Annotated in this window: 25 protein-coding genes and 1 other annotated feature; of the genes, 4 read left to right on the top strand and 21 right to left on the bottom strand. The window is 44.8% G+C overall.

Features of this window, described 5'->3' with window-relative positions:
• Window positions 1-5: 5 nt before the first annotated feature.
• Window positions 6-1,232, bottom strand: a complete 1,227-nt coding sequence (locus tag DWY63_RS12995) for a dicarboxylate/amino acid:cation symporter (protein ID WP_117802377.1) — start codon at window positions 1,230-1,232, stop codon at window positions 6-8.
• A gap of 162 nt (window positions 1,233-1,394) precedes the next feature.
• A complete protein-coding gene (locus DWY63_RS12990; RefSeq protein WP_117802396.1) occupies window positions 1,395-2,726 on the bottom strand; it encodes an MATE family efflux transporter in 1,332 nt (443 codons plus the stop codon).
• Between the two features lie 212 nt (window positions 2,727-2,938).
• On the opposite strand from DWY63_RS12990, the gene rfbD reads away from it, so the two are divergent.
• Together rfbD and DWY63_RS12980 are read left to right on the top strand one after the other, a co-directional pair.
• Complete coding sequence (rfbD, locus tag DWY63_RS12985) at window positions 2,939-3,784, top strand: dTDP-4-dehydrorhamnose reductase (protein WP_117802376.1); 846 nt, start codon at window positions 2,939-2,941, stop codon at window positions 3,782-3,784.
• Window positions 3,784-5,082: a dicarboxylate/amino acid:cation symporter gene (locus tag DWY63_RS12980; RefSeq protein ID WP_117802375.1), complete on the top strand. Its 1,299-nt coding sequence runs from the start codon at window positions 3,784-3,786 to the stop codon at window positions 5,080-5,082. Before rfbD ends, DWY63_RS12980 begins: the two co-directional genes overlap by 1 nt.
• 164 nt (window positions 5,083-5,246) lie before the next feature.
• On the opposite strand, the gene DWY63_RS12975 is transcribed toward DWY63_RS12980, so the two are convergent.
• The 4 genes from DWY63_RS12975 to DWY63_RS12960 all read right to left on the bottom strand — a co-directional run bounded on the left by DWY63_RS12975 (window position 5,247) and on the right by DWY63_RS12960 (window position 9,214).
• Window positions 5,247-5,750, bottom strand: a complete 504-nt coding sequence (locus DWY63_RS12975) for an NUDIX hydrolase (protein ID WP_117802374.1) — start codon at window positions 5,748-5,750, stop codon at window positions 5,247-5,249.
• Window positions 5,751-5,824: 74 nt separating this feature from the next.
• Window positions 5,825-7,528 carry a proline--tRNA ligase gene (locus DWY63_RS12970; protein ID WP_117802373.1) on the bottom strand — a complete coding sequence of 568 codons (1,704 nt, stop codon included), beginning with the start codon at window positions 7,526-7,528 and terminating at the stop codon, window positions 5,825-5,827.
• Window positions 7,529-7,708: 180 nt separating this feature from the next.
• Window positions 7,709-8,011 (bottom strand) — a binding site (T-box leader).
• 79 nt (window positions 8,012-8,090) lie between these two features.
• On the bottom strand, window positions 8,091-8,363 hold the full coding sequence (locus DWY63_RS12965) for a hypothetical protein (RefSeq protein ID WP_022461797.1): 273 nt from the start codon (window positions 8,361-8,363) through the stop codon (window positions 8,091-8,093).
• A 20-nt stretch (window positions 8,364-8,383) separates the two neighbouring features.
• Window positions 8,384-9,214 (bottom strand): alpha/beta hydrolase, encoded by an 831-nt coding sequence (locus DWY63_RS12960; protein ID WP_055219937.1) that lies wholly within the window; start codon window positions 9,212-9,214, stop codon window positions 8,384-8,386.
• Window positions 9,215-9,545: 331 nt separating this feature from the next.
• Between DWY63_RS12960 and DWY63_RS12955 the strand changes: the two genes are divergently transcribed.
• The gene (locus DWY63_RS12955; RefSeq protein ID WP_117509860.1) at window positions 9,546-10,361 is read left to right on the top strand and encodes a Cof-type HAD-IIB family hydrolase; all 816 of its coding nucleotides are present in this window, start codon (window positions 9,546-9,548) and stop codon (window positions 10,359-10,361) included.
• Window positions 10,362-10,416: 55 nt separating this feature from the next.
• Here DWY63_RS12955 and DWY63_RS12950 read toward each other — a convergent pair whose 3' ends face one another.
• From DWY63_RS12950 to DWY63_RS12925, 6 genes are all read right to left on the bottom strand, one after another.
• Window positions 10,417-11,457, bottom strand: coding sequence for a YeiH family protein (locus DWY63_RS12950; protein WP_117802372.1), 1,041 nt, complete (start codon window positions 11,455-11,457; stop codon window positions 10,417-10,419).
• Between the two features lie 66 nt (window positions 11,458-11,523).
• Window positions 11,524-12,873, bottom strand: coding sequence for an MATE family efflux transporter (locus DWY63_RS12945; RefSeq protein ID WP_117802371.1), 1,350 nt, complete (start codon window positions 12,871-12,873; stop codon window positions 11,524-11,526).
• 116 nt (window positions 12,874-12,989) lie between these two features.
• A complete protein-coding gene (locus DWY63_RS12940; RefSeq protein ID WP_117802370.1) occupies window positions 12,990-13,547 on the bottom strand; it encodes a hypothetical protein in 558 nt (185 codons plus the stop codon).
• A 219-nt stretch (window positions 13,548-13,766) separates the two neighbouring features.
• On the bottom strand, window positions 13,767-14,252 hold the full coding sequence (locus DWY63_RS12935) for a hypothetical protein (RefSeq protein WP_117802369.1): 486 nt from the start codon (window positions 14,250-14,252) through the stop codon (window positions 13,767-13,769).
• A gap of 773 nt (window positions 14,253-15,025) precedes the next feature.
• Window positions 15,026-16,498 carry a hypothetical protein gene (locus DWY63_RS12930; RefSeq protein ID WP_117802368.1) on the bottom strand — a complete coding sequence of 491 codons (1,473 nt, stop codon included), beginning with the start codon at window positions 16,496-16,498 and terminating at the stop codon, window positions 15,026-15,028.
• A complete protein-coding gene (locus tag DWY63_RS12925) occupies window positions 16,495-17,838 on the bottom strand; it encodes an MFS transporter (protein ID WP_158568375.1) in 1,344 nt (447 codons plus the stop codon). Before DWY63_RS12925 ends, DWY63_RS12930 begins: the two co-directional genes overlap by 4 nt.
• A gap of 158 nt (window positions 17,839-17,996) precedes the next feature.
• Here DWY63_RS12925 and DWY63_RS12920 point away from each other — a divergent pair, with 158 nt between their 5' ends.
• Window positions 17,997-18,539 carry a TetR/AcrR family transcriptional regulator gene (locus DWY63_RS12920; protein WP_117509853.1) on the top strand — a complete coding sequence of 181 codons (543 nt, stop codon included), beginning with the start codon at window positions 17,997-17,999 and terminating at the stop codon, window positions 18,537-18,539.
• 230 nt (window positions 18,540-18,769) lie between these two features.
• On the opposite strand, the gene DWY63_RS12915 is transcribed toward DWY63_RS12920, so the two are convergent.
• The 9 genes from DWY63_RS12915 to DWY63_RS12875 form a co-directional block, all read right to left on the bottom strand.
• The gene (locus DWY63_RS12915) at window positions 18,770-19,015 is read right to left on the bottom strand and encodes a hypothetical protein (RefSeq protein ID WP_117802366.1); all 246 of its coding nucleotides are present in this window, start codon (window positions 19,013-19,015) and stop codon (window positions 18,770-18,772) included.
• Window positions 19,016-19,248: 233 nt separating this feature from the next.
• Entirely contained in the window at window positions 19,249-19,731 is a 483-nt protein-coding gene (locus DWY63_RS12910; protein WP_117509851.1) for a hypothetical protein, read from the bottom strand.
• Window positions 19,732-19,751: 20 nt separating this feature from the next.
• Window positions 19,752-20,255, bottom strand: a complete 504-nt coding sequence (locus tag DWY63_RS12905; protein WP_117802365.1) for a hypothetical protein — start codon at window positions 20,253-20,255, stop codon at window positions 19,752-19,754.
• A gap of 48 nt (window positions 20,256-20,303) precedes the next feature.
• Window positions 20,304-20,861: a hypothetical protein gene (locus tag DWY63_RS12900; RefSeq protein ID WP_117802364.1), complete on the bottom strand. Its 558-nt coding sequence runs from the start codon at window positions 20,859-20,861 to the stop codon at window positions 20,304-20,306.
• A gap of 91 nt (window positions 20,862-20,952) precedes the next feature.
• On the bottom strand, window positions 20,953-21,438 hold the full coding sequence (locus DWY63_RS12895; RefSeq protein WP_117802363.1) for a hypothetical protein: 486 nt from the start codon (window positions 21,436-21,438) through the stop codon (window positions 20,953-20,955).
• Between the two features lie 25 nt (window positions 21,439-21,463).
• Window positions 21,464-21,946 (bottom strand): hypothetical protein, encoded by a 483-nt coding sequence (locus tag DWY63_RS12890; protein ID WP_117761627.1) that lies wholly within the window; start codon window positions 21,944-21,946, stop codon window positions 21,464-21,466.
• A 127-nt stretch (window positions 21,947-22,073) separates the two neighbouring features.
• Complete coding sequence (locus DWY63_RS12885) at window positions 22,074-22,328, bottom strand: hypothetical protein (protein WP_055219949.1); 255 nt, start codon at window positions 22,326-22,328, stop codon at window positions 22,074-22,076.
• Between the two features lie 158 nt (window positions 22,329-22,486).
• Window positions 22,487-23,206: an N-acetylmuramoyl-L-alanine amidase gene (locus tag DWY63_RS12880; protein ID WP_055219951.1), complete on the bottom strand. Its 720-nt coding sequence runs from the start codon at window positions 23,204-23,206 to the stop codon at window positions 22,487-22,489.
• Window positions 23,203-23,622, bottom strand: coding sequence for a phage holin family protein (locus DWY63_RS12875; protein ID WP_117802362.1), 420 nt, complete (start codon window positions 23,620-23,622; stop codon window positions 23,203-23,205). Before DWY63_RS12875 ends, DWY63_RS12880 begins: the two co-directional genes overlap by 4 nt.
• Window positions 23,623-23,676 lie beyond the last annotated feature (54 nt).

Below are 23,676 nucleotides of genomic sequence, written 5' to 3'. Positions count from 1 at the left end.
ATTTTTTAGTTTTCTTCCAGTTTGATTTTCTCCTGCAGCACAACGCAGCCTGCCATATCGCCGATGACGTTGACGCATGTGGCACCCATGTCACACAGTGTATTGATACTGATGTAAACGCCCATGACGCCGGCCGGAAGACCTGCCATCGTGGCGAGTGCTGCGAATGATGCGATCGCGCCGCCCGGGATACCCGGTGTTCCGACAGAAAGCAGGACGTTGGCAAGCAGAATGATCACCATCATCGAAATGCTGACGCTGATGCCGCAGGCATTTGCGAAGAACATGATCATAAACGACATCAGGATCGATACCGCATCCATGTTGACGGTGGCACCGAGCGGGATTGCAATACTGCTGATCTGGTTCGAAACGCCGAGTTCTTTCTCGACACAGCGCTTGCTGATTGGGATCGTCGCGGAACTGGAACATGTTCCGAATGCATTCAGGGCTGCCGGCATGATCGCCTTAAAGAACTTGACCGGACTCGTCTTTCCGATGAGTTTTACAGCGCCGCCGTAGACGACGATCGCAAATCCATAGAATGCCACATACAGAATGATGAGCTGGGTTGCCAGGGAAACGATGGTTTTGGTTCCGTTTGCCTCGACAACCGGCACGATCGTACAGAAGACACCGATCGGGGTGAAGTACATAACGGTGCTGATGACTTTTAAGCAGACCTCATTCAGGGAGTCGATCACGTTTAAGAGCGGCTGTCCCTTCTCTCCGACCGCAATCAGCGTAAAGCCGACAACGACAGCGAACACGAGTACCTGGAGCATGTTGCCCTCCGCAAATGCTTTCACCGGGTTGGACGGGATCAGGTTTTTGATCGTGTCGAGGATGCTGGTCATCTCGGTCGCCTGGATATCGGAAGTTGCCATCTCAAAATGGACTCCCTTTCCGAGGCGGATCAGTCTTGGAATGATAATGCCGACTGCACTTGCAATCGCGGTGGTGCACAGGAAGAAAATCATCGAGTAGCCGGTGATCTTACCTGTCGTTTTTGCATTTCCGATGCTGCAGATGCCCATGACAATTGAGCAGAATACCATCGGGAAAATCATCATATTCAAGGCGTTCATGTAGATGCCGCCGATGACGCCGGTTACGGTCAGAATCGGCGTAAAGCGGTCCGCCAGAAGAAGTCCGGTTAAAATACCGAGAAGCAGTCCGGTAAAGATCGCACCTGTAATATGCTTCTGATACCATGCATAAAACTTTTTCATATGTTCTCTCTTCTCTCCTTTTTCACAGAGTAAGAGGCAGGTGTCCCTGTATCTTCTACCTGCCTCTTCGCATACAGCCATCTTATCACACAACCGCGGATAATTCCACCTAAAAATGGATTTATCCGCGGTTTTTCTGGCTTTTTGTCTTTTTTCTCTTTTTTATACGGCTGCTGCCCGGCTGTGGACTTTCTTCCGCATAATCAGATAGCAGATCACCTGCAGGATAATCGTGATGATCCACGATCCCGGATACGAAATGAACAGCACATACAGCGAGCGGTGCTGCGGGAAAATGCCGAAGATCCACACGATTCGCGTTCCGACCGTTCCGATGACGGACAGAATCATCGGCACCGCCGAGCATCCCATACCGCGCAGGGCTCCCGGGAAGAGGTCCATGATGCCGCAGAGGAAATACGGAACCGTCGTGATCGACAGAATTTCCATACCGCAGCGGATAACCTCCGGGTCCCCGGTGTAAATCTGCAGGATTTCCGTACCGAACAGATACGCGCCGCCACCCATCACCAGTGCGATGCCGCTGGAGAGAATCAGGCAGTCGATCAGCACCTTATCCATTCGTTTGTATTTTCCGACACCGTAGTTCTGGCTTGTGAAGCTCATGCACGCCTGGGTGACGGAGTTGACTGAGGTGTATAAAAATCCCAGCACATTGTTGGCCGCCGTGTAGCCTGCCATTGCAATCGAACCGAAGGAATTGACGGATGACTGCAGCAGCACGTTCGAGAAGTTGATAACGGTACTCTGAATACCCGCCGGGATGCCGACCTGGAAAATCGGGATGATGTAATCCTTTTTCAGGCACAGCTTCGAGAACCGGAGCTGATAACTTCCCTCGCTCTTATAGAGGCACCGCAGAACCAGCAAGCAGGAGATCGCCTGCGAAACCACCGTTGCAATCGCCACACCTGCCACGCCGAGACTGAACACAATCACGAGGAACATATTCAGACCAGCGTTGATCACACCCGATACAATCAGGAAATACAGCGGCCGCTTCGTGTCGCCGACGGCACGCAGAATCGCCGCACCGTAGTTGTACAGCATGAAAAACGGCATTCCCATAAAGTAAATTCTCATATACAATGCCGACTGATCAATGACATCCGCCGGTGTATCCATCAGCTCCAGCGCGCCTTTTGCAAAAAATACGCCCACAAACGCCATCACAACGCCGCTGATCAGCGCCAGCATGATCGATGTATGTACCGTTTCCGACATCTCCCGGTCGCGCCCCGCCGCATAATACCGCGCCGCCAGTACATTCGCACCGAGTGAAATTCCCATAAACAGGTTGATGAACACGTTGATGAGTGCCGTTGTCGATCCGACAGCCGCAAGCGCCTGGCTTCCGCTGAACCGTCCGACGACGATGATATCCACCGCGTTGAACATCAGCTGCAGAATGCCGGACACCATCAGCGGCAGCGAAAAGGAAATCAGCTTGTCCATAATCGTGCCGTTGCACATGTCGATTTCATATTTGTTCTTTTTCAAAAATACTCCTCCTTCTTTTGTAGCAGATATGCAGTCTTACACCGCAGACATATACAGAAATGATACCACTTTTTTCCGGTTCTGCACAGAGACTTTCCATAATTTATTGACTTCTGTAAAGTCCACAGGTAAAATAAATACAATTACAGTTTTTCTGTATATAAATCAAGGACAGGAGAAAACCTATGAAAAAAATATGGATTACAGGTGCCGAAGGCCACATCGGTACTGCCCTTCTGGAACTGCTGGAGGGTGTGGAATATCAGCTTCTTCCGACGGATATTCACGAGGTTGATATTACCAAAATCGATGAAGTCACACAGTTTGTTTATGTCAACCGTCCCGACGTTATCATCAACTGCGCCGGTATGACCGACGTTGCCGAGTGTGAAAAAAACCTCGACGAAGCCTATCGTGTCAATGCCATCGGTGTGCGCAACGTAGCGCTTGCCGCCAATGATATCGACGCAAAGGTTATTCAGATCTCAACGGATGATGTTTTCGACAAGGAATCCCGCATCCCGTACAACGAGTTTGATACCGTGCATCCGCGTACGATCTACGGAAAATCAAAAGAGGCCGGAGAGAAAATCCTGACACAGCTTTTGAACCGCTTTGTCATCATCCGAAGCTCCTGGATTTACGGGATCGGCCGCGATTTTGTGGATGAAGTACTCCGCAATGCGGCAAAAGGCGGCACGATGGAGGTTCCAAACAACCAGTATGCGGCTCCAACCAGTGCTTTTGAGCTTGCGCGCGTGATCTGCCACTTTATCGACAGCGAGGAGTATGGTCTGTACCACGTTGTCTGCCCCGGAAGCTGCAGCCGCTATGAGTTTGCAAGAACCATCCTCGAGTATACCGGAAAAACCGGTGACCTTGATCTCTACCCGGTTGTCGCACGCGATGATGTCCGCCCGACCTATTCTGTTCTGGACAACATGATGCTCCGCCTGACCGGTATTCCTGAGCCGCTCGACTGGAAAACGGCACTGAAAGAATATCTCGAAGAAACCGGAGGAATCGAATAATGGTCCGAAACAGAAAAGAAACAACGGAAAAGTCAAAAAAGAAGCCCGGGCTTTCCACCCAGATTTTTATTGCCCTGCTGGCCGGTGCGCTGCTCGGCGTGGTGATTCACTATTGGATCCCGTCCAGCTATATCAAGGACACCGTCATCGTAGAAGGTGTGCTGTATGTCATCGGACAGGGCTTTATCCGCCTGATGCAGATGCTTGTCGTACCGCTTGTCTTCTGCTCCCTCGTCTGCGGAAGTATGTCCATCGGAGACAGCAAAACCCTCGGAAAGGTCGGCGTAAAAACGATCGGCTTTTACCTTGTTACCACAGCACTTGCCGTCTGCATCGCACTTGGAACCGCCCTGCTCATTCACCCGGGTCTCGGACTTAACATGAGTGCGGTTCAGAAAGCCGACCTGTCCTCGACAGCAGCAGATTCCAGCGTCAGCCTGGTGGATACACTGCTCAACATCATCCCGAAGAACCCGATTGGTTCCATGGCAAACGGCGATATGCTTCCCATCATCGTATTCGCCCTGTTTGTCGGTGTAATGCTGGCAAAGCTCGGAAACCGTGCTTCGGTCGTTTCCAACTTTATCAGCCAGTTTAACGATGTCATGATGGAAATGACCATGACGGTCATGAAGGTGGCCCCGGTCGGCGTTTTCTGTCTGATTGCACGTACCTTTGCAACGGTCGGCTTTTCTGCGTTCGCACCGATGCTGAAATACATGGGAAATGTAACACTGGCGCTGGCACTGCAGTGCTTCATCATTTATCAGGTTCTTCTGTTCGTATTCACACGGCTGAATCCGATTAAATTCGTGAAGAAATTCCTTCCGGTTATGGGATTTGCATTTTCCACCGCAACCTCCAACGCGACAATCCCGATGTCGATTGATACCCTGAACAAAAAGATGGGTGTCTCGAAGCAGATTTCTTCGTTCACCATTCCGCTCGGCGCAACCATCAACATGGATGGTACCTCCATTATGCAGGGTGTCGCTGTCATCTTCATCGCAGAGGCATACGGTATTCATCTGACTCCGGCAAACCTCGCAACGGTTGTTGTTACCGCAACACTGGCTTCCATCGGTACCGCCGGTATCCCAAGCGTCGGACTTGTTACCCTGGCTATGGTACTGAATTCCGTCGGACTGCCAACGGAGGGTATCGCTCTTATCATGGGTATCGACCGTATTCTCGATATGCTGCGTACCGCCGTCAACATCACAGGCGATGCTGTCTGCACAACGATTGTCAGCCATCAGGAAAAGGCGCTCAACCGCGAAGTATTCAATCGCGATTAACCGCAAGGAACCGCTTGCGCGCTTACGGTCAAACGCTTACGAAAAGCCTTTTTCAGGCATGCCTACGGCAAGAAAGAATCCTGTAAATGATAAAAACGCGTTCCCGTTTTCGGAAACCTCTGTGGTTTCCGGCGGGAACGCGTTTTTCTTATCTCATTTCTCTGTTACAGTTCAAATGCCTGGCGGATGCTGTCGTAATGCAGGAATTTGCCTTCTGCGGCGTATCCTTTGATTTCGTCCAGCGTAGCAAAACGGTAGCCGTCCGTTTCTTCCTCCTGAAGGTGAAGATCCTCGTCTTTGACATCCATCACGAAGCGATAGACATCGACAAAGTAGTTGTCTCCCTCATCCGGGTTGATACGCCGGTAAGTGAAGAGGTAGCCGCCGTCTGCCTTGCTCACATCGAGTCCGGTTTCCTCTCTGACCTCACGGCGCACGGCCTCCCAGGAGCTCTCTCCTGCCTGTGCCGCGCCGCCGGAAACCTCCCACCAGCCCGGTGCCCAGGCTTTCGTCATGACACGTTTTGTGATAAGGAAGGTTCCGTCCGGTCTTGCGATTACGCCGAGCACCGTCAGGTGAAACTCGTCCGGCTTCATATGCCAGTCATTCCGCTTCATCGTGCGGCCGGTCGGCTGTTTGTTTTCATCATAGATATCCCAGAGTTCCATATCGTGTTTTCTCCTGTCGAACTTCTTCCGAACCCCATCGCGATTTTTCTTCCCTTTCGCATGGTTCTGAATCATTACAGATACTGTTTAATCTCTTCCATCACATTTTCCAGCGGAATCTGTGTTTTCAGAGTCTTATCGCGGGATGCAACCTCGACAACGCCCTGTTTCATATTTTTCGGGCTTACGATGATGCGAAGCGGAATACCGAGCAGGTCGGCATCGGCAAACATTACGCCGGCTCTGACGCTTCTGTCGTCGTAGATCACTTCGATGCCTGCGTTCTGCAGATCCTCGTACAGCTTGTCCGCGTATGCTCTTACTTCCTCGTCATCGACGCGGACCGCACAGAGGTGTACCTGCCACGGAGCGATAGCTTTCGGCCAGATCGGGCCGTACTCATCGTGATGTGCCTCGCAGACCGATGCTGCCAGACGGCCGACACCGATACCGTAGCATCCCATGATCGGGGTCTTGCTCTCGCCGTTTGCATCGACATAGGTCATATTCATGGATTTTGTATATTTGGTTCCAAGCTGGAAAATGTTTCCGACCTCGATACCTCTGGAGATCTTTACGGTCTTTTTGCCGCATTTCGGGCAGATGCCGCCCTCCTGGATTTTTGCAAAATCGTGATACTCGGCATTCGGAACGTCGCGCTCCATGTCGAGTCCTTTGTAATGATGCTCTGCCTCGTTGGCTCCGCAGGAAAGGTTGTTTCTTCCCTCGAGGGATTTATCATAGAGAACAACGGCATCTCCGTTCACCTTCAGGTCCACAGGTCCGATATAGCCTGCGTTCAGTCCGCATTCTTCGGTGATCACGGCTGCGTGAACCTGCTCGCCGAGGAAGTTGACCAGCTTCGTCTCGTTGACTTCGAGATCACCGCGGATGAAAAGGACAACGTATTTATCATCAACATTCTGCTGATAAACAACGGCTTTGCAGGAGTTCTTTGTCTCGTCTCCGAAGAAATTGCAGACGTCTTCAATGGTGTGGACGTTCGGTGTATAAACCTTTTCGAGTGCAGCGGATTCTGCGTCTCTTGCGATATCGGAAATGTTCTCAGCTGCCTCCATGTTGGCTCTGTAATCGCAGGAATCACACAGAACGATGGAATCCTCTCCGACCGGAGTCAGAAGCATGAACTCGTGGGAGATGTTTCCGCCCATCATACCGGAATCGGATTTGACAGATACCACCTCCGGCACGCCGACACGCTCGAAGATGCGCTCGTATGCTGCGTGGCATTTCTCGTAATACTGCTCCAGATCTTCCTGGCTGGTATGGAAGGAGTAAGCATCCTTCATCGTAAACTCACGCACACGGATCAGTCCGGCTCTCGGACGGGCCTCATCACGGAATTTTGTCTGGATCTGATAGATCATAAACGGATATTTGGTGTAGCTCTGTGCATACTCGCGAACGAGATGTACGGCTGCCTCCTCGTGGGTCATGCCGAGTACCATTTTGGCATTGTTGCGGTCGGTGAAACGCAGCAGTTCATCGCCGATGCTATCGTAACGGCCGGACTCATCCCACAGAGAAGCCGGCATGACAACCGGGAACTGCACTTCCTGGCCGTCGATTTTGTCCATCTCCTCTCGCAGGATCTGCTCGATTTTGCGCACAATGCGGCGCAGCGGCAGATAGGAAGAATAGATTCCGTTTGCCATATATTTGATGTATCCGCCTTTTACCATAATAGCATGGCTGTCGATGACACAGTCAGCAGGTCTTTCTTTGAAGCGCTCTCCTACTAATTTTTCAAGTTTCATTTTCTGATTTCCTCCTTATTCTTTGGGTTTTCAACATCTGAAATCTTCCAGACGCGAGAACATTCCAGCCTGTCCGATTTTAAGCTTTTATACAACATTTTACGCATCTAACTCATCACTGAAGTAACGAGTTAGATGCTTCGTTTTCAAACAGAAAAAAGCCCTAAACCGCAAGCTGCAGTTTAGGGCGAATTTTTTTATCCGCGGTACCACCTAAATTCAGGAAAACTCCTGCACTCTGACACAAAGCATTTGTACCCCACGATTTTTGTATTTTGTAATACGTGTGATCTCTGCTCTCTGTACCTTCTCTGTAACGGGAGATCCCGGTGCAGCCTACGAAATAAAGTTTCCCTGATGGATTTTCTTCTCTTCGGTGCACAGCTCCAAGACCGGTTCACGATAGATTCTGCAAAAAGCTTTCACCTGCCGCTTTCTCTCTGAATGCGCTCTGTCGCTACTGTTTCTTTTCGTCGCTTTTTCACTGCACTGATTGTAGCAGAAACCGGAAAAGAATGCAAGCCCGTTCCTTCCGCTTTTTCTGCATAAACGCCCGCACAGGTTACAGGCCTTCCCGATACATTCTGCTGATTGCCGCCTGGGCTTCCTCGGACTGTTTTTTCTCAATCCATGCTTTGCGGTCACTCAAAATAGCCAGCATCTCATCGACAACGTCCTCGGCGCGCGGGCTTGTGACGCGGTAGAGATAGCCGAGCATCCGCGTGGCGGTAAAATCGGTGTTCATCTGGCGGTATGCAATTTCCCGGCAGAAGTCGTCCGGGTAACCGTTGTGTTTTAACGCACGGTACAATTCGTCATTTCTCGTCTCTGGCATTGCCTGTCTCCCTTTTTCCTTTAAACATTTACGTTTCCGCTGTTCAGACCTTCCGTCTTTTCCTCAAGTGGCAGCCAGTCCAGTGCCTTTTTGATCCACTCATCCCAGAAATCCCATTCATGGCCACCCTTGCTCTCATAGTAGACAATGTCCATGCCGCTCTCTTCCATCCGTTTATGGTAGAGACGGTTTACTTCCAGAAGTCCGTCCTCTGTTCCGCACGCCTGGAATACGGTCGGCACATTGACAGACGGATCTTTTTTCCGTGCTTCCTTTAACTGCTCGATAAGAACAGCCGGGTTTTTGTCACTCTTTGCTGCTTCGACCAGATTTCCGAAATAACCTTCTTCATGTGCAAAGCTGTCCGCTCTGCTCTCTTCCGGATTTTCCAGCACATGAAGTGCACCGGACAGGCAGATCACAGCCCCGAAGGTATCGTGATATTTCAGGCCATTTCTGAGTGCGCCAAAACCACCCATGGAAAGGCCTCCGATAAAGGTGTCTTCTCTTTTTCTGGACAGCGGAAACATTTTTCTTGTAATCTCAACCAGTTCTTCTCCGATAAACTGTCCGTGCATGGCACCGATGGACGGCTGATCCACATAAAACGCATTCTCGCCGGCCGGCATGACAACGGCAAGGTTTTTCTCCTCTGCCCATCTTTGGATTCTGGTTCCATGAACCCAGTCTGTCTCATTCCCAAAAATGCCATGCAGCAAATACAGCGTTTTAAACGGTTTTTCCTCGCGCTCCGGCTGCCCAAAGGTAAATTTGTCGACCGGCAGAATAACCTGCAGCGGTACGGTGCGCATTAAAGTTTTTGACATGAAGCTTACCTGAATAAATGCCATAATAAAAATCCCCCTGTGGATATATATTTTTCTTTATTTTACGCCTTATTTCCGCATTTCGTCAACGTGGAGTTTTGCGTTCCTCCGGTTCCGGCTTGCACCCCGAAGCAATTCACGCTATAATCATGTTTATAGCAATCCCAGAAAATAATGCAAAAAATTCAGCACTGCAGAACGTGAATTACTGCGTCACGGATTTTCGTCGTACCCCGGTACGCCTTCAAATCCGTTCCTTGTAATTCGCGCCCTGCAGCACTGTCTTTTTTGCGTTATTTTCTGGTCTTGCTATAGTTTGAATTTTTTCTGTGACAAGATAAGGAGATTTTCTATTATGATAAAGTTGATTGCAACCGATGTCGATGGAACGCTCGTCAAAGACGGCACACTTCTGATCGACCCGGAATATATGACTGTTGTTTCCAGGCTTGTCGACCAGGGCATCCATTTTGTTGTCTGTTCCGGCCGCCAGTTTTCCAGTGAACAGAAGCTTTTCGCTCCGATCAAGGACCGCCTGCTCTACATCTCCGATGGCGGAACTGTCGTGCGCACACCGGAAAAGATTCTGAAAACATATCCGATGGAAACGGCACTCTGGAAATCCATGTGCCGCATGGTACACGACGAACTTCCGTCCTGCGACTGCTTTGCCGCCACCCCGGACTACTGCCTCGCCGAAGATGCCGGAAGCCGCATGTTTCACTGGCTCCGCGACTCCTACGGCTTCGATGTCCGCGAAGTACCGGATCTATCGAAGGTAGAAAACGAGGACATTATCAAATTCACAATCTACCATCCAACCTCCTGTGAAGAGCTTTGCTCCCCAAATTTCATCCCGGCGTGGAATCATCAGGCAAAACTCGCTGTCGCCGGTAAGGAATGGTTGGACTGCAACGCCCGCGGCGTCAGCAAATGGACCGGTCTCTCATTTCTGATGAACTACTTTGGCCTTACCCCAGACGAAGTCTGCTGCTTCGGCGACAACCTGAACGACATCGAGATGCTTCAGAACGCTGGCGAAAGCTACGCCGTCTCCAACGCCCGAGCGGAAGTCATCGCCTCAGCAAAACACACCTGCCCGCCGTACTGGGAGAACGGGGTGCTACAGGTTTTGAAAACGTTTTTGAAGGAAACGACAAACCCGTTTTGATTTAAAAAATCCAGGCATCCTATACGGATGCCTGGATTTTTAATTCTCTGTTTCTTTACAGTACCCCATGCGGCGCAATGCCGATCGCAAATTCGACTGCAATCGCTACCAGGACTACCAGCAGCGAAATGATGAATCCGTGCAGCATCGGCTTTGCGCCGGAGCGGCAGAGGGATTTGAAATCGGTGTTCAGGCCGATGGCCGCAAGGGCGGCCACCATCAGAAATTTGCTGATGGTTTTTAATGCGGCTGCTGTGCCTGCCGGGATAAGACCTAAGGAGGTCAGTGCTGACATGGCGAGAAAACCTAAGATAAACCATGGAAAAATGGATTTGATGCTTACCTTTACGGCGGTTCCTTCTGCTGCCTGCGCCTTCCGTTTCAGATGTACGTTGATGGCGGCGAATGCCAGAACAGCCGGAATGATGGCGAGGGTCCGTGTCAGTTTTACCATGGTTGCGAAATCACCGGCAGCCTCGCTGAATGCGTAACCGGTGGCAACGACGCTTGAGGTATCGTTGACCGCAGTTCCGGCCCAGAGGCCAAACGCGGCATCTGAAAGGCCCATCCAGTGACCGAGGATCGGGAATACGACAATCATGACCGTATCAAATAAAAACGTTGCGGAGAGGCCATAGGCAATGTCCATATCGGTTGCCTCGATGACCGGCGCGATTGCCGCGATCGCGGAACCGCCGCAGATACCCGTGCCGGCGTTGATGAGGCTGCTCGTCTTCCAGTTCAGTCCAAGTGCTTTTCCGATCAGCGCGCCAAGGCCGAAGCACGTTGCCAGGGTAAATACCATAACCGTCAGGGAAAATCTTCCGACCGTCAGCACCGTGCGGATATTCAGGCTCGCACCGAGCAGAATAATCGCAAATTTCAGGATCTTCTTCGATGTAAATTTAATTCCCGGCGCTGTCACGCTGTTCGGCTTGTAAAAGGCATTCACAATCATACCGATAAACATGGCGATGACCGATGCCCCGATAAAGTGCAGTCCGGCGCTCTCCTCCAGGCTTTCCAGGAATTTCGCCGCAGCGGCAATCACCAGCGCAATCGCCGCTCCGGGAATCAGTTTCTTTGCGTTTTTCATAATAATAACTTCCTCCAGATGTATCGTTTTTTCTTTCTCTCTCCCCAAAACATTCCGTATTTTTCATCACGTCTGATGCTGCCACTTCCCGCTTCGATAGCGAAGGACAAAGAAAATGGCACGAACAACCCAGTCCATCGTCATGGCGACCCAGACACCGAAGACGCCGAATCCCATACGCACACCGAGCACATAGCTCATGCCGATTCTGCAGATCCACATGGAAAGAATCGAGAGAATCATGCAAAATGCCACATCATTGGACGCGCGGAGTACATTCGGCAGATTGAAGGCAATTGGCCAGATTATCATACAGCAGATGCCGTGGTAAACGATGATATCTTCCGTCATGGCTGTTGCCTCCGCAGACAGACTGTAAACGTGAAGCACCGCCGGAAGTGCCGCGATGACACCGAGACAGCAGACGATCATCAGGCCATAAATGATGATGTGCAGCTTTTTCGCATAGTATTTTACCTGCTCATAGTCTCCCGCTCCCGCGCACTGTGCGCTTACGGTCAGCACTGCATTTCCGATCGCCATACCGGGCAGTGTCTGGAAGACAGCAATCGTGTTGGACACCGCATTTGCCGCGATCGACGCTGTTCCGAACTGTGTGATCATACTTAAGACCATAATTTTGCCGAGCTGGAACATACTGTTCTCGAGGCCGTTCGGAATGCCGATGCCAAGGATTTTTTTCAGCATATGGAAATCCGGTTTTAATTTCACCGGATAAGAGCACCGCACTGGATACCGCTTATTATGTACGAGAACAAATGCTGCCGCAGCCGCGTACATACGTGAAAGCAGCGTCGGAATCGCAACGCCGTCCACGCCGAATTTCAGCGCATAGACCAGAAGCGCATTTCCCGAAATATTGATCAGGTTCATGACGATGGATATTTTCATCGGCGTTTTCGAATCACCCTGCGCACGGAAAATGGCCGCACAGCCGTTGTAAACCGCCAGAAACGGAATGGAGGCCGCTACGATCATCAGATAAATATTGCAGTTTCTTTCTACCTCTGCCGTAATGTTTCCAAACACAACATGCAGAATAAACGGCTTTAAAAGATAGACCGCCGCCATGATCACAACTGACAGCGCCGTTGTCACCAGCAGAAGCTGGTCAGCTGCCTCACATGCTTTGTGTGGCCGCTTCTTTCCGATATACTGGCCGCACACGACGGCTCCGCCGGTTGCAATCGCGGTGAACATGTTGATCAGCAGAATAAAGATTGTATCAATCAGCGACACACTCGACACCGCCGCCTCGCCGACACTGGATACCATAATTGAATCCGCCATGCCGACTGCGATGGCAAGAAGCTGTTCAATCAGAAGCGGCACAATCAGCCGTTTCAGATCCGCATTGGAGAACAGGTCACCATCCCGTTCCTTCAGATAATTCATCTTTTGTTTCCTCCATTTTCATACCTTCTCTGTTGATGATTTTTCACGCATGTGTATTACACTCATGCTGTTTTTATCTTACCTGCATTTTTACGTAAAAGCAAGAAGAACCGGCATCATTTCTTTACCGGTTCTCCATTGATTGCCTGTACCAGGACTTTGTCAAATCTTGCGTATTTTTTTACTTCTTTCATCAGCGTATCGAGGTCTTTCACAATCTGCTCGCGCTTTCCTGTCGGTCCTATGAAATATTCTCTGCTGCCCATTTCCAGCAGATTTCCTGTCGTTCTTGTCCGTACGCCGAAGGTAAGTCTTCTGCTTCCCCGCTGGTAATAAATCGTATAGGTACGCGGCACGTAGTTGAACAGGGAGCTTTCGATTTGGGAAATCGTGTAAAATTCACCGCTCTCTTTCGCCGCCGCATACCGCCGGTCTTTCAGGCAGTCCATTTCGGCTACGGAAATAAAGCAGATCAGATAGTCCAGAAACGAAAACACAACCAGAATCATTGCTTCCACAATTCGTCCCAGATTTGTTCCATCCAGAATATGAACATAGATGTCACCGTAAAATACCGCAAAGAAAAGAACAATACTTAAAATAATCTTGATCCACGGCCAGAGACGGGATTTAATTTTCCGGTTCACTTTAAAGACATTAATCCATTCAAGCAACTGTTTATCCTCCACCAATGTAATGATGTCTGTATTTATTTTACACTCTTTTCTCCGTAAAAACAACAGGAAAGCAGAACACTTTCTGTTATAGTTCACTGGTATCAACGAACTGTAATTCTAAAACATTTCCTTCTTTCTTTTTCCAAATTTGCGTATAAAAAGGGAAGTGGCTGGTAATTCATAGGATCTTACTGCCATTTCCACTCTTCTCATACTTTATTTACTTTCCGTATACTTGACACCGTATGAAGTGAGGAGATCACAAAATTCGTCGGCACTGAGCGGAATGATTCTGCTGCCCGGTCCGCGAAACTTATCAAATAGCATGATACTGGTAAATGGATGATACGTACACCAGAATAAACTCCCATCTTTCTGTTTCGATATATTGAAGAAAAAATGATCACCGTATCTTTGTATCACAGTGAAATCTTCCCATTCTATCTTTTTTTCATATTCCAAAAAAGATAGCTTTATTCCCCATTCATAAATGTAAATTTGTTTTAGTAAAAATGTCACGGTTCCATAAGCTACTATGCTTAATAGCAACATTATCTCTATTAGTAATATAATATTTGTTTTTAATGAGTTTGATTGAATTTCATCTTTTCCATTTACCCACAAACTCGCCACGTAATAATCACTAATAGCACACACTATCAGATCTACGCCGGTAGCAAATTTTCCCCCTACTACTTTCATACAATTTTCTCCTCGCTATTTCTTTCGACTGTGCAATATTCGCACCACTGGTATCCATGGTATTCATCATATATCATAAGAATAATTTACTCCCTGCTTTCCATCGCTGTCAAACAGTCCGATGACATGTGAAAAATACAGAACTTACTCCGAGATCCAACACCTTGGATTTGGGATCGTAAAAACATAAATTTAACCAAATCAAGCAAGTAGCGAAGCGGATTGCGAATATCCGCTTTGACAATACGGATTTCTGTGTGAAAACTTAAAATTGATTATTTGAGAATCGAAAAAAGCATGTTATACATAGATGGATCAGATTAGAACGTGATAGGGATAGTCTAGTCTGGTGGTTGTTCCTTTTTTGTTCTATCTTTGCAAATCATATTGTTCCACGTTTCCGCCCATGCTAAAATAAAGAAAAATATTCTTTACTGCAACAAACCCTGATTTAGTGCTGCTACTCATACAGCACATTGTCTACTATAATCGAACGAAAAAAGAACGATTTTTAGTGAGTATGTTCATCCTTTTCTTGTCCTTTCCTGTTATCTTAACACGCTCTGTAAAACAAACAAAGTGCGTAAGTCTTGAATTTTTTCTTAACTTACACACTTTATTTTACACCTCCTCGAAAAAAGTTGGAAAATGATTGACACTATCCATGGGGGCTGCCAGAACCCTGCTTTTGCCAGCCATTTTCTTTTCATAGGGATTTCTCCTATTTTTTATTTCGAACATAGAATATGCATCTTTTTTGAGGTGTGATTTTTCTATATCTGAATATTGCTCTGCTCTAATGTGTTATTTCCGCCATCTGTTACCCAGTCTTCCAAAATCACATCACGAATCGCTACGTGTTCTTCACCATTGCAATGTTTATTTTTTCTGAAAACAAAGTTTTTCTTTATTTTATTTTCCGTTACCAATCCATGTCCTCTTGCCATAACCGCTGCAGCGCAGAGCAGGTAACTGAATCCGTCGCAGGAATTTTCCTCACATATTAAATTTTCTATATAATTTCCTTTAGCAACCACCGTTTTATTTTGATGGTTTTCAACAGGTGGAAGCCATGTCTGCGTTGTGTGATGCACTCCCCAATTCCAGTCAAATCTTCTTCCTTCTATCCAAGCCGCATAAAACATAAAGCAATTTTGCACATCTTTTAAATAGTTGCTTTTTATAATAATATTCCTCACATAATTTTCCCGTAATTCCGATGGTGCATCTGCATCAATCATCGAATATCCGGCAGACACTGTAATTCCCCTTTCACATTCTATGATCGTGTTTCCTTTTATTTCCACATTTTCAATACCACTTTTATTGCAGCTTGTTGGTTTATAATTGATGCCTCCGGCTCCTATTCCTATTGCAGTTCTGGTTTCTCCTACATTTTTTCTTCCATGCATCTTGTTATTTATAAACTTTATCTCTCTGAAAAATATCTTTTCTACCTTTCCTGTCATGGGCGACCCTGCAGATGCAGATACTCCTGTCAGTCCAAATTCAATTTCATTATTACACACTATAAAATTCTGACAATAGCAGGACTCATTATTTATATAGTTTGCCTGCGCTGCAATCACCGTGTCATCTGATCCAATCAACTTTGAATTTGTAACGCTTATATCTTCTATTCTGCAATTCTTAAAAACCGGAGTACTGTCAGGATTCGCAGAAAGTCCCGGAACAGACATAATATTGCAGATGGAATGTCCTTTAATGCTGCAATGATCAATCACAACATCCTTCAACAATGTATTTTCAAGATTCTTCTTATCCGAAAATCCTGCTGTAAGTAATACATCCAATGCCACGACACAGTCTGTTCCATCTTCCTTTTTCAAAGGTTCTGTCCAAATTACACAGTCTTTTACAAGAATATTCTGGGTCATGCCGTTTCCTTCACTTGCTCCAATCACAAGTCCGCTAAAAGCATAATCTTTCATTTCGCAATTTTGAACCACAATATTTTTTATCGTCTTTCCTCTGTTATCAATTCGGATAGATATACCTCCCCCGCATATTTTCAAATTACTAATTTTAACATCTGACGATGCAATCAGCAATCCCAAATCCGTCTCATTTTGTATAACAGCACCATTTCCTTCAATTTGCATATTCCTACAAATATAAATAGTTTTCTTTATGAAATAATGTTCATTTTTTTGAAGGGTTACGATACATTTCTTATCATCTGACTGTTTCTCTGCTATTTTTATTACTTGTCCTAAATCTATCATTTTATATTCCTCCTGTCATTCAGTTCTAATCGAATCTGCGGCAAGTTCTCTTCCAGCTTATAAAATTTAAGCATAATAAATTCCACAATGCAAAAAGCTGCAGGAATCCACGATGACAATGCTATAATCATAGCATTAGTTCCCGCTGTCTGAACATCAAGATTACCATTGTATCCAGCCATCCCCATTAGAAAACCACAAAGTCCCACACCAATCGCTGCACCTACTTTACTGCATACACTCTGTGTCGCTGCAACGGCGCCTTCGCTTCTTTTTCCTGTTTTCCATTCTCCATAGTCCATACAGTCTATAACCATTGCCGAAGAGAATGAGAAAAACGTATAAAATCCCACCATACTGATAAAGCTGCTTGCAACTAATAACGGCACGCTATTCAAATCAAACAGTCGTAATATATATCCGAATGCGCCAAATAAACTGCATACTCTCATGACATTCACGGTTCCGAATTTTTTTGACAAAAACGGCATTAAGATTACAATTAATATTACAGATACCATGGATAAAGAAAGAATAGATTGCAGACCAATATTTTTCATAATATAAACGCAATAGTATGTTGATGTATTAATATTTAAATTGCATCCAATGCTACACCAGCAATTAATCAAGGCTACTAATAAAATATATTTGTTTTTTGCCAACACCTGTAACATTTCTTTAAATCCAATTCGTTCATTTTTAACATCACTATTTCTTTTTTCCTTTACCATAAAAAAACGAAGCATTCCCAGAATCATCATAGGAATTCCAAAGGAAAGTGCAATTGTTTTCCATGCTGCTGATGTATTTCCGAGTTTATCCAGCATTTGTGGCAAAATAATTGATGCCACCATTGTACACAATGTTCCAAGCGTACTGGTTATCGAGATCAGTGATACACTCTGTCGTGGATCATCCAGAGCATTTGCCATATAGACGGCTCCACCGCAGTTCATTAAAGTGGCAAATACCGAATTAATTAACGTATACATAATAAACAAATACGCTGCCGAAAGAACCACGCTCATTCTTGGTGCACAATATAACGCTATAATGCTCAACCAATAGCCAATTAGAGAAAAATCATAAGGTCTTCCTTTTCCATACTTCGTATGCGTCCGGTCAATCAAATATCCTGCCATAACATCTGTAAATCCATCAAAAATTTTAGATATCATAATCAGCGTTCCTACTAAAGCCACACTAATTCCCATGTAATCTGATGCATAATAGCTGATATACCCAGTTACAACCCCCGCTACACTAGTGGAAATTCCAAATAAAGGCCAAAATAATTTTAGTTTCCACGAAAGTTTTTCTACCCTCTTCTGTTCCATTTCAATCCTCCATTTTTTCATGCCAGGCCTTGACATATTGTGTTTTTTACGCTTTTATTATATTGTACCTGTTGTAATACACAATGGTTAATATTCTCCAAGTTGTAGAATATCGAACAGATTGTTTCATTGTGTTTAAAAGAAGGATGGGATGCTTTATGGAATCGTATCATGACAGACGAATCGTCAAAACGAAGAAACTTTTATACGAAACTTTGCTTGATCTTTTAGTCACTACGCCGCTGAACCATATTACTGTAAAAAAATTATGTGACAAAGCAGACATTAATCGAAATACCTTTTATTATCATTTTAACTGCATTGATGATCTGTTACTCGAAATCATTAACAACTTCAAGAAACAGGAAGAAGCACTTATGTCACCTGTTTCCGATATGTATCAATATGCCTTAGAACTATGTCTGCTATACAAACAAAATACTCACCTTGTTACTGTTCTTTTAAGTGGAAATGTTAATGTATCTTTTATCTATCATTTTTTAGATTTTAACTATCTTTCTACTTACAGCGTACCATCTGAAGCACGCAAAAATCCAAGTTTGACAGCGTTAATGACCTCGTATATTCAAGTCAGTACCTTTACTATTATTGCCAAATGGTTAGAGCAGCATTGTTCTCCATCTGAAAGTCAGATTGCTCATATTTTATGTCAACTGTGGAACACCCCTGTTTCCTGCTAAATTTCCATCTTCTCATATTTACCTAAGTATTTTGGTGATATGTCCAGAGATTTTTGAAAAAAATATTGCTTTGTTTACCAAAAAAGGCGGAGTGTTTATCGTAACACTCCGCTGAAAACCTAACATGAATTTACATAATTTTATTATTTTTCATTCTGATATGCTATATTTGCAAGTCCGACTCTCCAAGATTCTTATGAATCTTTGCCATGACTTCCGGATCTTCTCATTTATACCGACATTTTCATATTTTTAATCATTTTCAGCACTCTCGATGCACATATCAGCAGATTTTCTCTGGTAATCGGGTATGCATGATCTTTATTTTCCAATGCGCACAGAATATCTTCCACATCTGCACGAAGTTCTGGCATAATCAGATCATTTCCAGCTTTTATGCATCCTGCCGCTGAAGCTGTTCCGTATTTTCCATCTGGTCTTTTCATTGCATCAATTGTGACAAACCAATCCGTCATAACGATTCCTGATGTTGTATCATAAAAGTTGACACCACATTCTCAAGGATTTTGATATAATCATAATCAATACGAGAACAGGAGAAAACATTATGGCACGAAATCAAGGCAATCAGTACCTGACCCCAATCAATTTTTCCTGGACGCATCAGTTTCTGGAAAAATGACAGAAAAAAAGCGGAGAACCGATATCATCTCTTTACCGGTTCTCCGTTCACTGTTTACCCTCTTCCTTATTTTCTCTCTGTAAATTTAATTCCATAATCTTCCAGAACAGAAACAATATCTTCACTTTTCATAAACAATCCGTCAGCTCGATAGAAATCGTTTTCCAGCGATATCATAACAAGCGTAAACGGATGAAAATAATTCGTAATCTGCTCGTTTATCCCCGGATATAAAGAGAAACAAATTTCATGCCATGTACCATTTTCAAACTGAATGATTCGCTTTACTTCAAACTCATCCCACCGAATTGTTTTTGAATATTTTCCAAAATGAAGAACACACTTTTCACGATAAAAATATACTCTCCGAAGATTATAGAATACCACGGTTAATCCGAGACATATCACCCCATAGAGAAAACATACGTAAATGAGTGCTTCATATTTTTCAGGTTTTAACTCAACAAACAAATATACTCCTGTCACATAAAACATAAAGCACATCATACATGCCATTATTTTGGACGGCAGAAAACTCTTTATTTTCATTGCCTGTGATTCCCCTTCTCTTACTTTATTTTTTTCAACTCGATCTGGTATTTTTTGATTACTTCAAAAAGTTCATCTCTTCTGGCGGCAAGCTCTCCCCAATAATCTCCGCCATTATAGTGCTTAACCTCAAAATCACTTACGGCAATAAACCAAAAGGTAAATTGATGAAGTCTTGTCATTATGTCTCCATATTCATTTGCGTAGATTCCAAGCAACAGCGAATCTATCTCTGCATTTTCACTTACGCCAACACTTTTCTGTTCCATTTCTTCCCATTCTACAAATTTTTTATAACATGGGCTGAAAAAAGTACAGCCTTTTTCCTCAACTTGAACCTTTCGAAAAATTGCCATTAATGCTGTTAAAAAAATTTGAATCCCGCAATAAATCAAGATTATATTAATCAAAGATTTCACAGCTTCTTGTTTTTGTGATACATACAAATATATCAAAAACCAAAAACTTATTGCTGATGAAATGCTATAAAATATCCTTATTGCCCTGGATACTTTTATCTCCATTATGTTCTCCCTGTCAATTCATGCGAAAAAGTAAACGGAGAACCAACATCAGCACTTTACCGGTTCTCCGTTTACTGCCTGTACCAGGACTTTGTCAAATCTTGCATATTTTTTTACTTCTTTCATCAGCGCATCAAGGTCTTTCACCATCTGCTCCCGCTTTCCTGTCGGTCCTATGAAATATTCCCTGCCGCCCATTTCCAGCGGATTTCCTGTCGTTCTTGTGCGCACGCCGAAAGTAAGTCTTCTGCTTCCTCTCCGGTAATAAATTGTATAGGTACGCGGCACATAGTTGAACAGGGAACTTTCTATTTCAGAAACCGTATAAAATTCACCGCTCTCTTTCGCCGCCGCATACCGCCTGTCCTTCAGGCAGTCCATTTCGGCTACAGAAATAAAGCAGATCAGATAGTCCAGAAACGAAAACACAACCAGAATCAGTGCTTCCACGATTCGCCCCGTCTTTGTTTTATCCAAAATGTGAACATAGATATCTCCGTAAAATACCTCAAAGAAAAGAACAATACTCAAAATAATCTTAATCCACGGCCAGAGACGGGATTTAATTTTCCGGTTTACTTTAAAAACATTGATCCAGTCAAGCAACTGTTTTTCCTCCAAAGCTGTAATTATACATGTATTATACTACTCTCTTTTCCCCGTAAAAACAACAGAAATCCGATCACTTCCACTCTTCTCATGCTTTATTTTCCTTATACTTGACACCGTATGAAGTGAGGAGGTCACAAAATTCGTCGGCACTGATTGGCATAGTACGGACACAACTAAATTGTAACTTATCAAATATCACAAAGCTAGTAAATGGATGATATGTTGAAAAAAACAGACCACTATCTTTTTGTTTTGATACGTTAAAGAAAAAATGATTTTTATATCTTTGTATAACGGAAAAATCCTCCCATACAATTTTTTTCTTATATCCCAAAAAGGCAAGTTCCATTCCCCACTTATGGATGTAAATACATGTTAAAGCATCTACACTTCCCCATGACACTATCCCACAAATAAACATCATTCCAAATATTACCCAAAGCTTTTGAGGCAAATTATATAATTCACATTGATTTTTTGCATCTTCCCAAAATCTTGTCATAAGATACCCGATGCCTATTAATGTAGCAACTTGTGCAAACATAAAAAACTTACGATATCCTGCTCTCATATTTTCTCTTTAATTCCTTCGATCTTTATTTTCTTTCCGTGTACTGAACACCATATGAAGTGAGCAGTTCACAAAATTCGTCGGCGTTAAGCGGCATGGTATGAACAGAACGATTTCGCGAATTATCGAATATTACAAAACTGGTAAAGGGATGAAACATTGCCCAATACGGACCTGCATCTTTTTGTTTTGACATATTGAAGAAAAAATGATTATGATATCTTCGTATAACAGAAAATTCTTCCCATTCGATTTTTTTCTTATATTTCAAAAATGAGATCTGCATTCCCCATTCATAAATGTAAATACTGGTTAAAGTATTTATAATTCCAGCAGCCGTACCAAAAGTATAAATCATAAACCACAATATCATAAGTGCTTTATCTTGCATGTTATAAGAACTAATTTGACCTTTTCCCTCTTCCCAAAAATTCAGCATAAGGTATCCGCAGCCCATAAATACCAATATACTAAAATATTTATAAAATTTACGATATCCTGCCTTCATATTTGCCACCTACTAATTTAACTTTTTGAACATTTCCGCTTTTACAACATCAAAGTTGTCTGCGCAAAGGAATCTGCACAATTCCAGATCGTAATAGCGGCTGGCGGTGACATAGAGCTTGGTGTCGTCATCGTAGCAGTAAGCACGATAGCGGAATGGATTGAGCTTTCCGATATTTTCTCCGCTGGTATCGGTCAGACCGGTCTGTTTTCCCCATATTTAAAACGAGCATTACCTCTATTAGAAATATAATACTTGTTTTTAATGAATATGCATGGAACTCATCTTTTCCATTTACCCATATACTCACCACATAGTAATTAATAATAACACACAGAATCAAATCTACACCTGTACCAAATTTTCCCCATATTACTTTCATACAATTTTCTCCTCGTTATTTCTTTCGACTGTGCAATATTCGCACCACTTGTATCCATGGTATTTACCAGTTCTCCCCCTGCATCGTAAGAATAGTTTACTCCCTGCTTTCCATCGCTGTCAATCCGTCCGATGACATCGTTTTGCAAAGATGGGATTTTATACTCTTCCCCCGTAAAAACAATATGCTTTATGGCAGTTGATCCATCCCGCTCCCGACAGCAGTCTGCCCCAGCTTTTGTTTCTGATTTCTGTGATCGTATAGCTTCCCTGGTCTTTGATGACTCCCACCACCGGGTATTCTACTCCGGGACCTGTGCGGATGTTGAGCGCCGGGTCTGTTACACGGTAGATGCCGGGATTGTATTCACTTTTCTCACTGCCGTCTTCTGTTTCCCGAATCAGACGCTGGAACCGCTCCCAGTCTCCCCGCTTCTGAATCTGGGACGGGCAGTTTTTGCTGCAGATGTCGTAATGCCGGTAAACTGCATCTGATGGAATCCCCGTCTCGTTCATCAGGTTTTTCACCAGCTCCACCGTATGTAAAAATGCGGTTTCGTAATCATATCCTTTCTGCACGCACATCTCAACCGCGATGCTGTTCCGGTTTCCATATCTGCCGAATAGATTTTTACTTCCATAATTTCTCCCGACATGCCAGCATCCTCTGCTGTGCGGCGCAGCCTGATAAGCGATCTCCCCGTCATCTACATAATAATGCGCCGACATAATCTGAAAATTTCCCTGGTACTGCGCTCTTGCATGCGCGCGGGCATCGGCTCCGGCGGCAAAATTGTCTGTATTGTGTACCACAATACACTGCGGATGATTTTCCGACCATGTATTCTGGTTGCTACAATAGCTTCTGTCAACCCTCATTTACTCTGCTCCTCCTTTCTCAGCACATCAATCCTTGACCGCAGAACCTCAGGGATTTTCACACCCATCAGCCCTGCATTTTCCAGGATGGAAACCGCTTCATTTAAAATAAATCCAATGCAGACGGCATCCCGCAGGTAATTCGTCTGTGTGAGCTGATCCATTTTTTCCGCGACCAGCACAAAGAACAGCATCATCCCTTTTCTGCAAAGCCCTTTCCATCCCGCACGGCTCTCCAACGTTCCGTTTTCAGATTTCGGACTCTTTTTAAAAACAACAGGAAGCAGAACACCTCCTGTGATCCAGTCAATTGCCATGAAGCAGACCAGCGTTTCCAGCGCCGCATCCCAGCCTCCAAACTGCGCCGCAAGGAAGCTGCCTGCTGCGGCAATGATCGTGCGATAAATTGATTTCATTGGCATTTCCTTCTTTCTTTTTCTAAATTTGCATATAAAAAGGGAAGTGGCTGG

It is taken from the genome of Blautia sp. AF26-2, assembly GCF_003460955.1.
Lineage (GTDB): Bacteria > Bacillota > Clostridia > Lachnospirales > Lachnospiraceae > Fusicatenibacter > Fusicatenibacter saccharivorans.
This window is presented reverse-complemented; position numbering and strand designations above follow the sequence as displayed.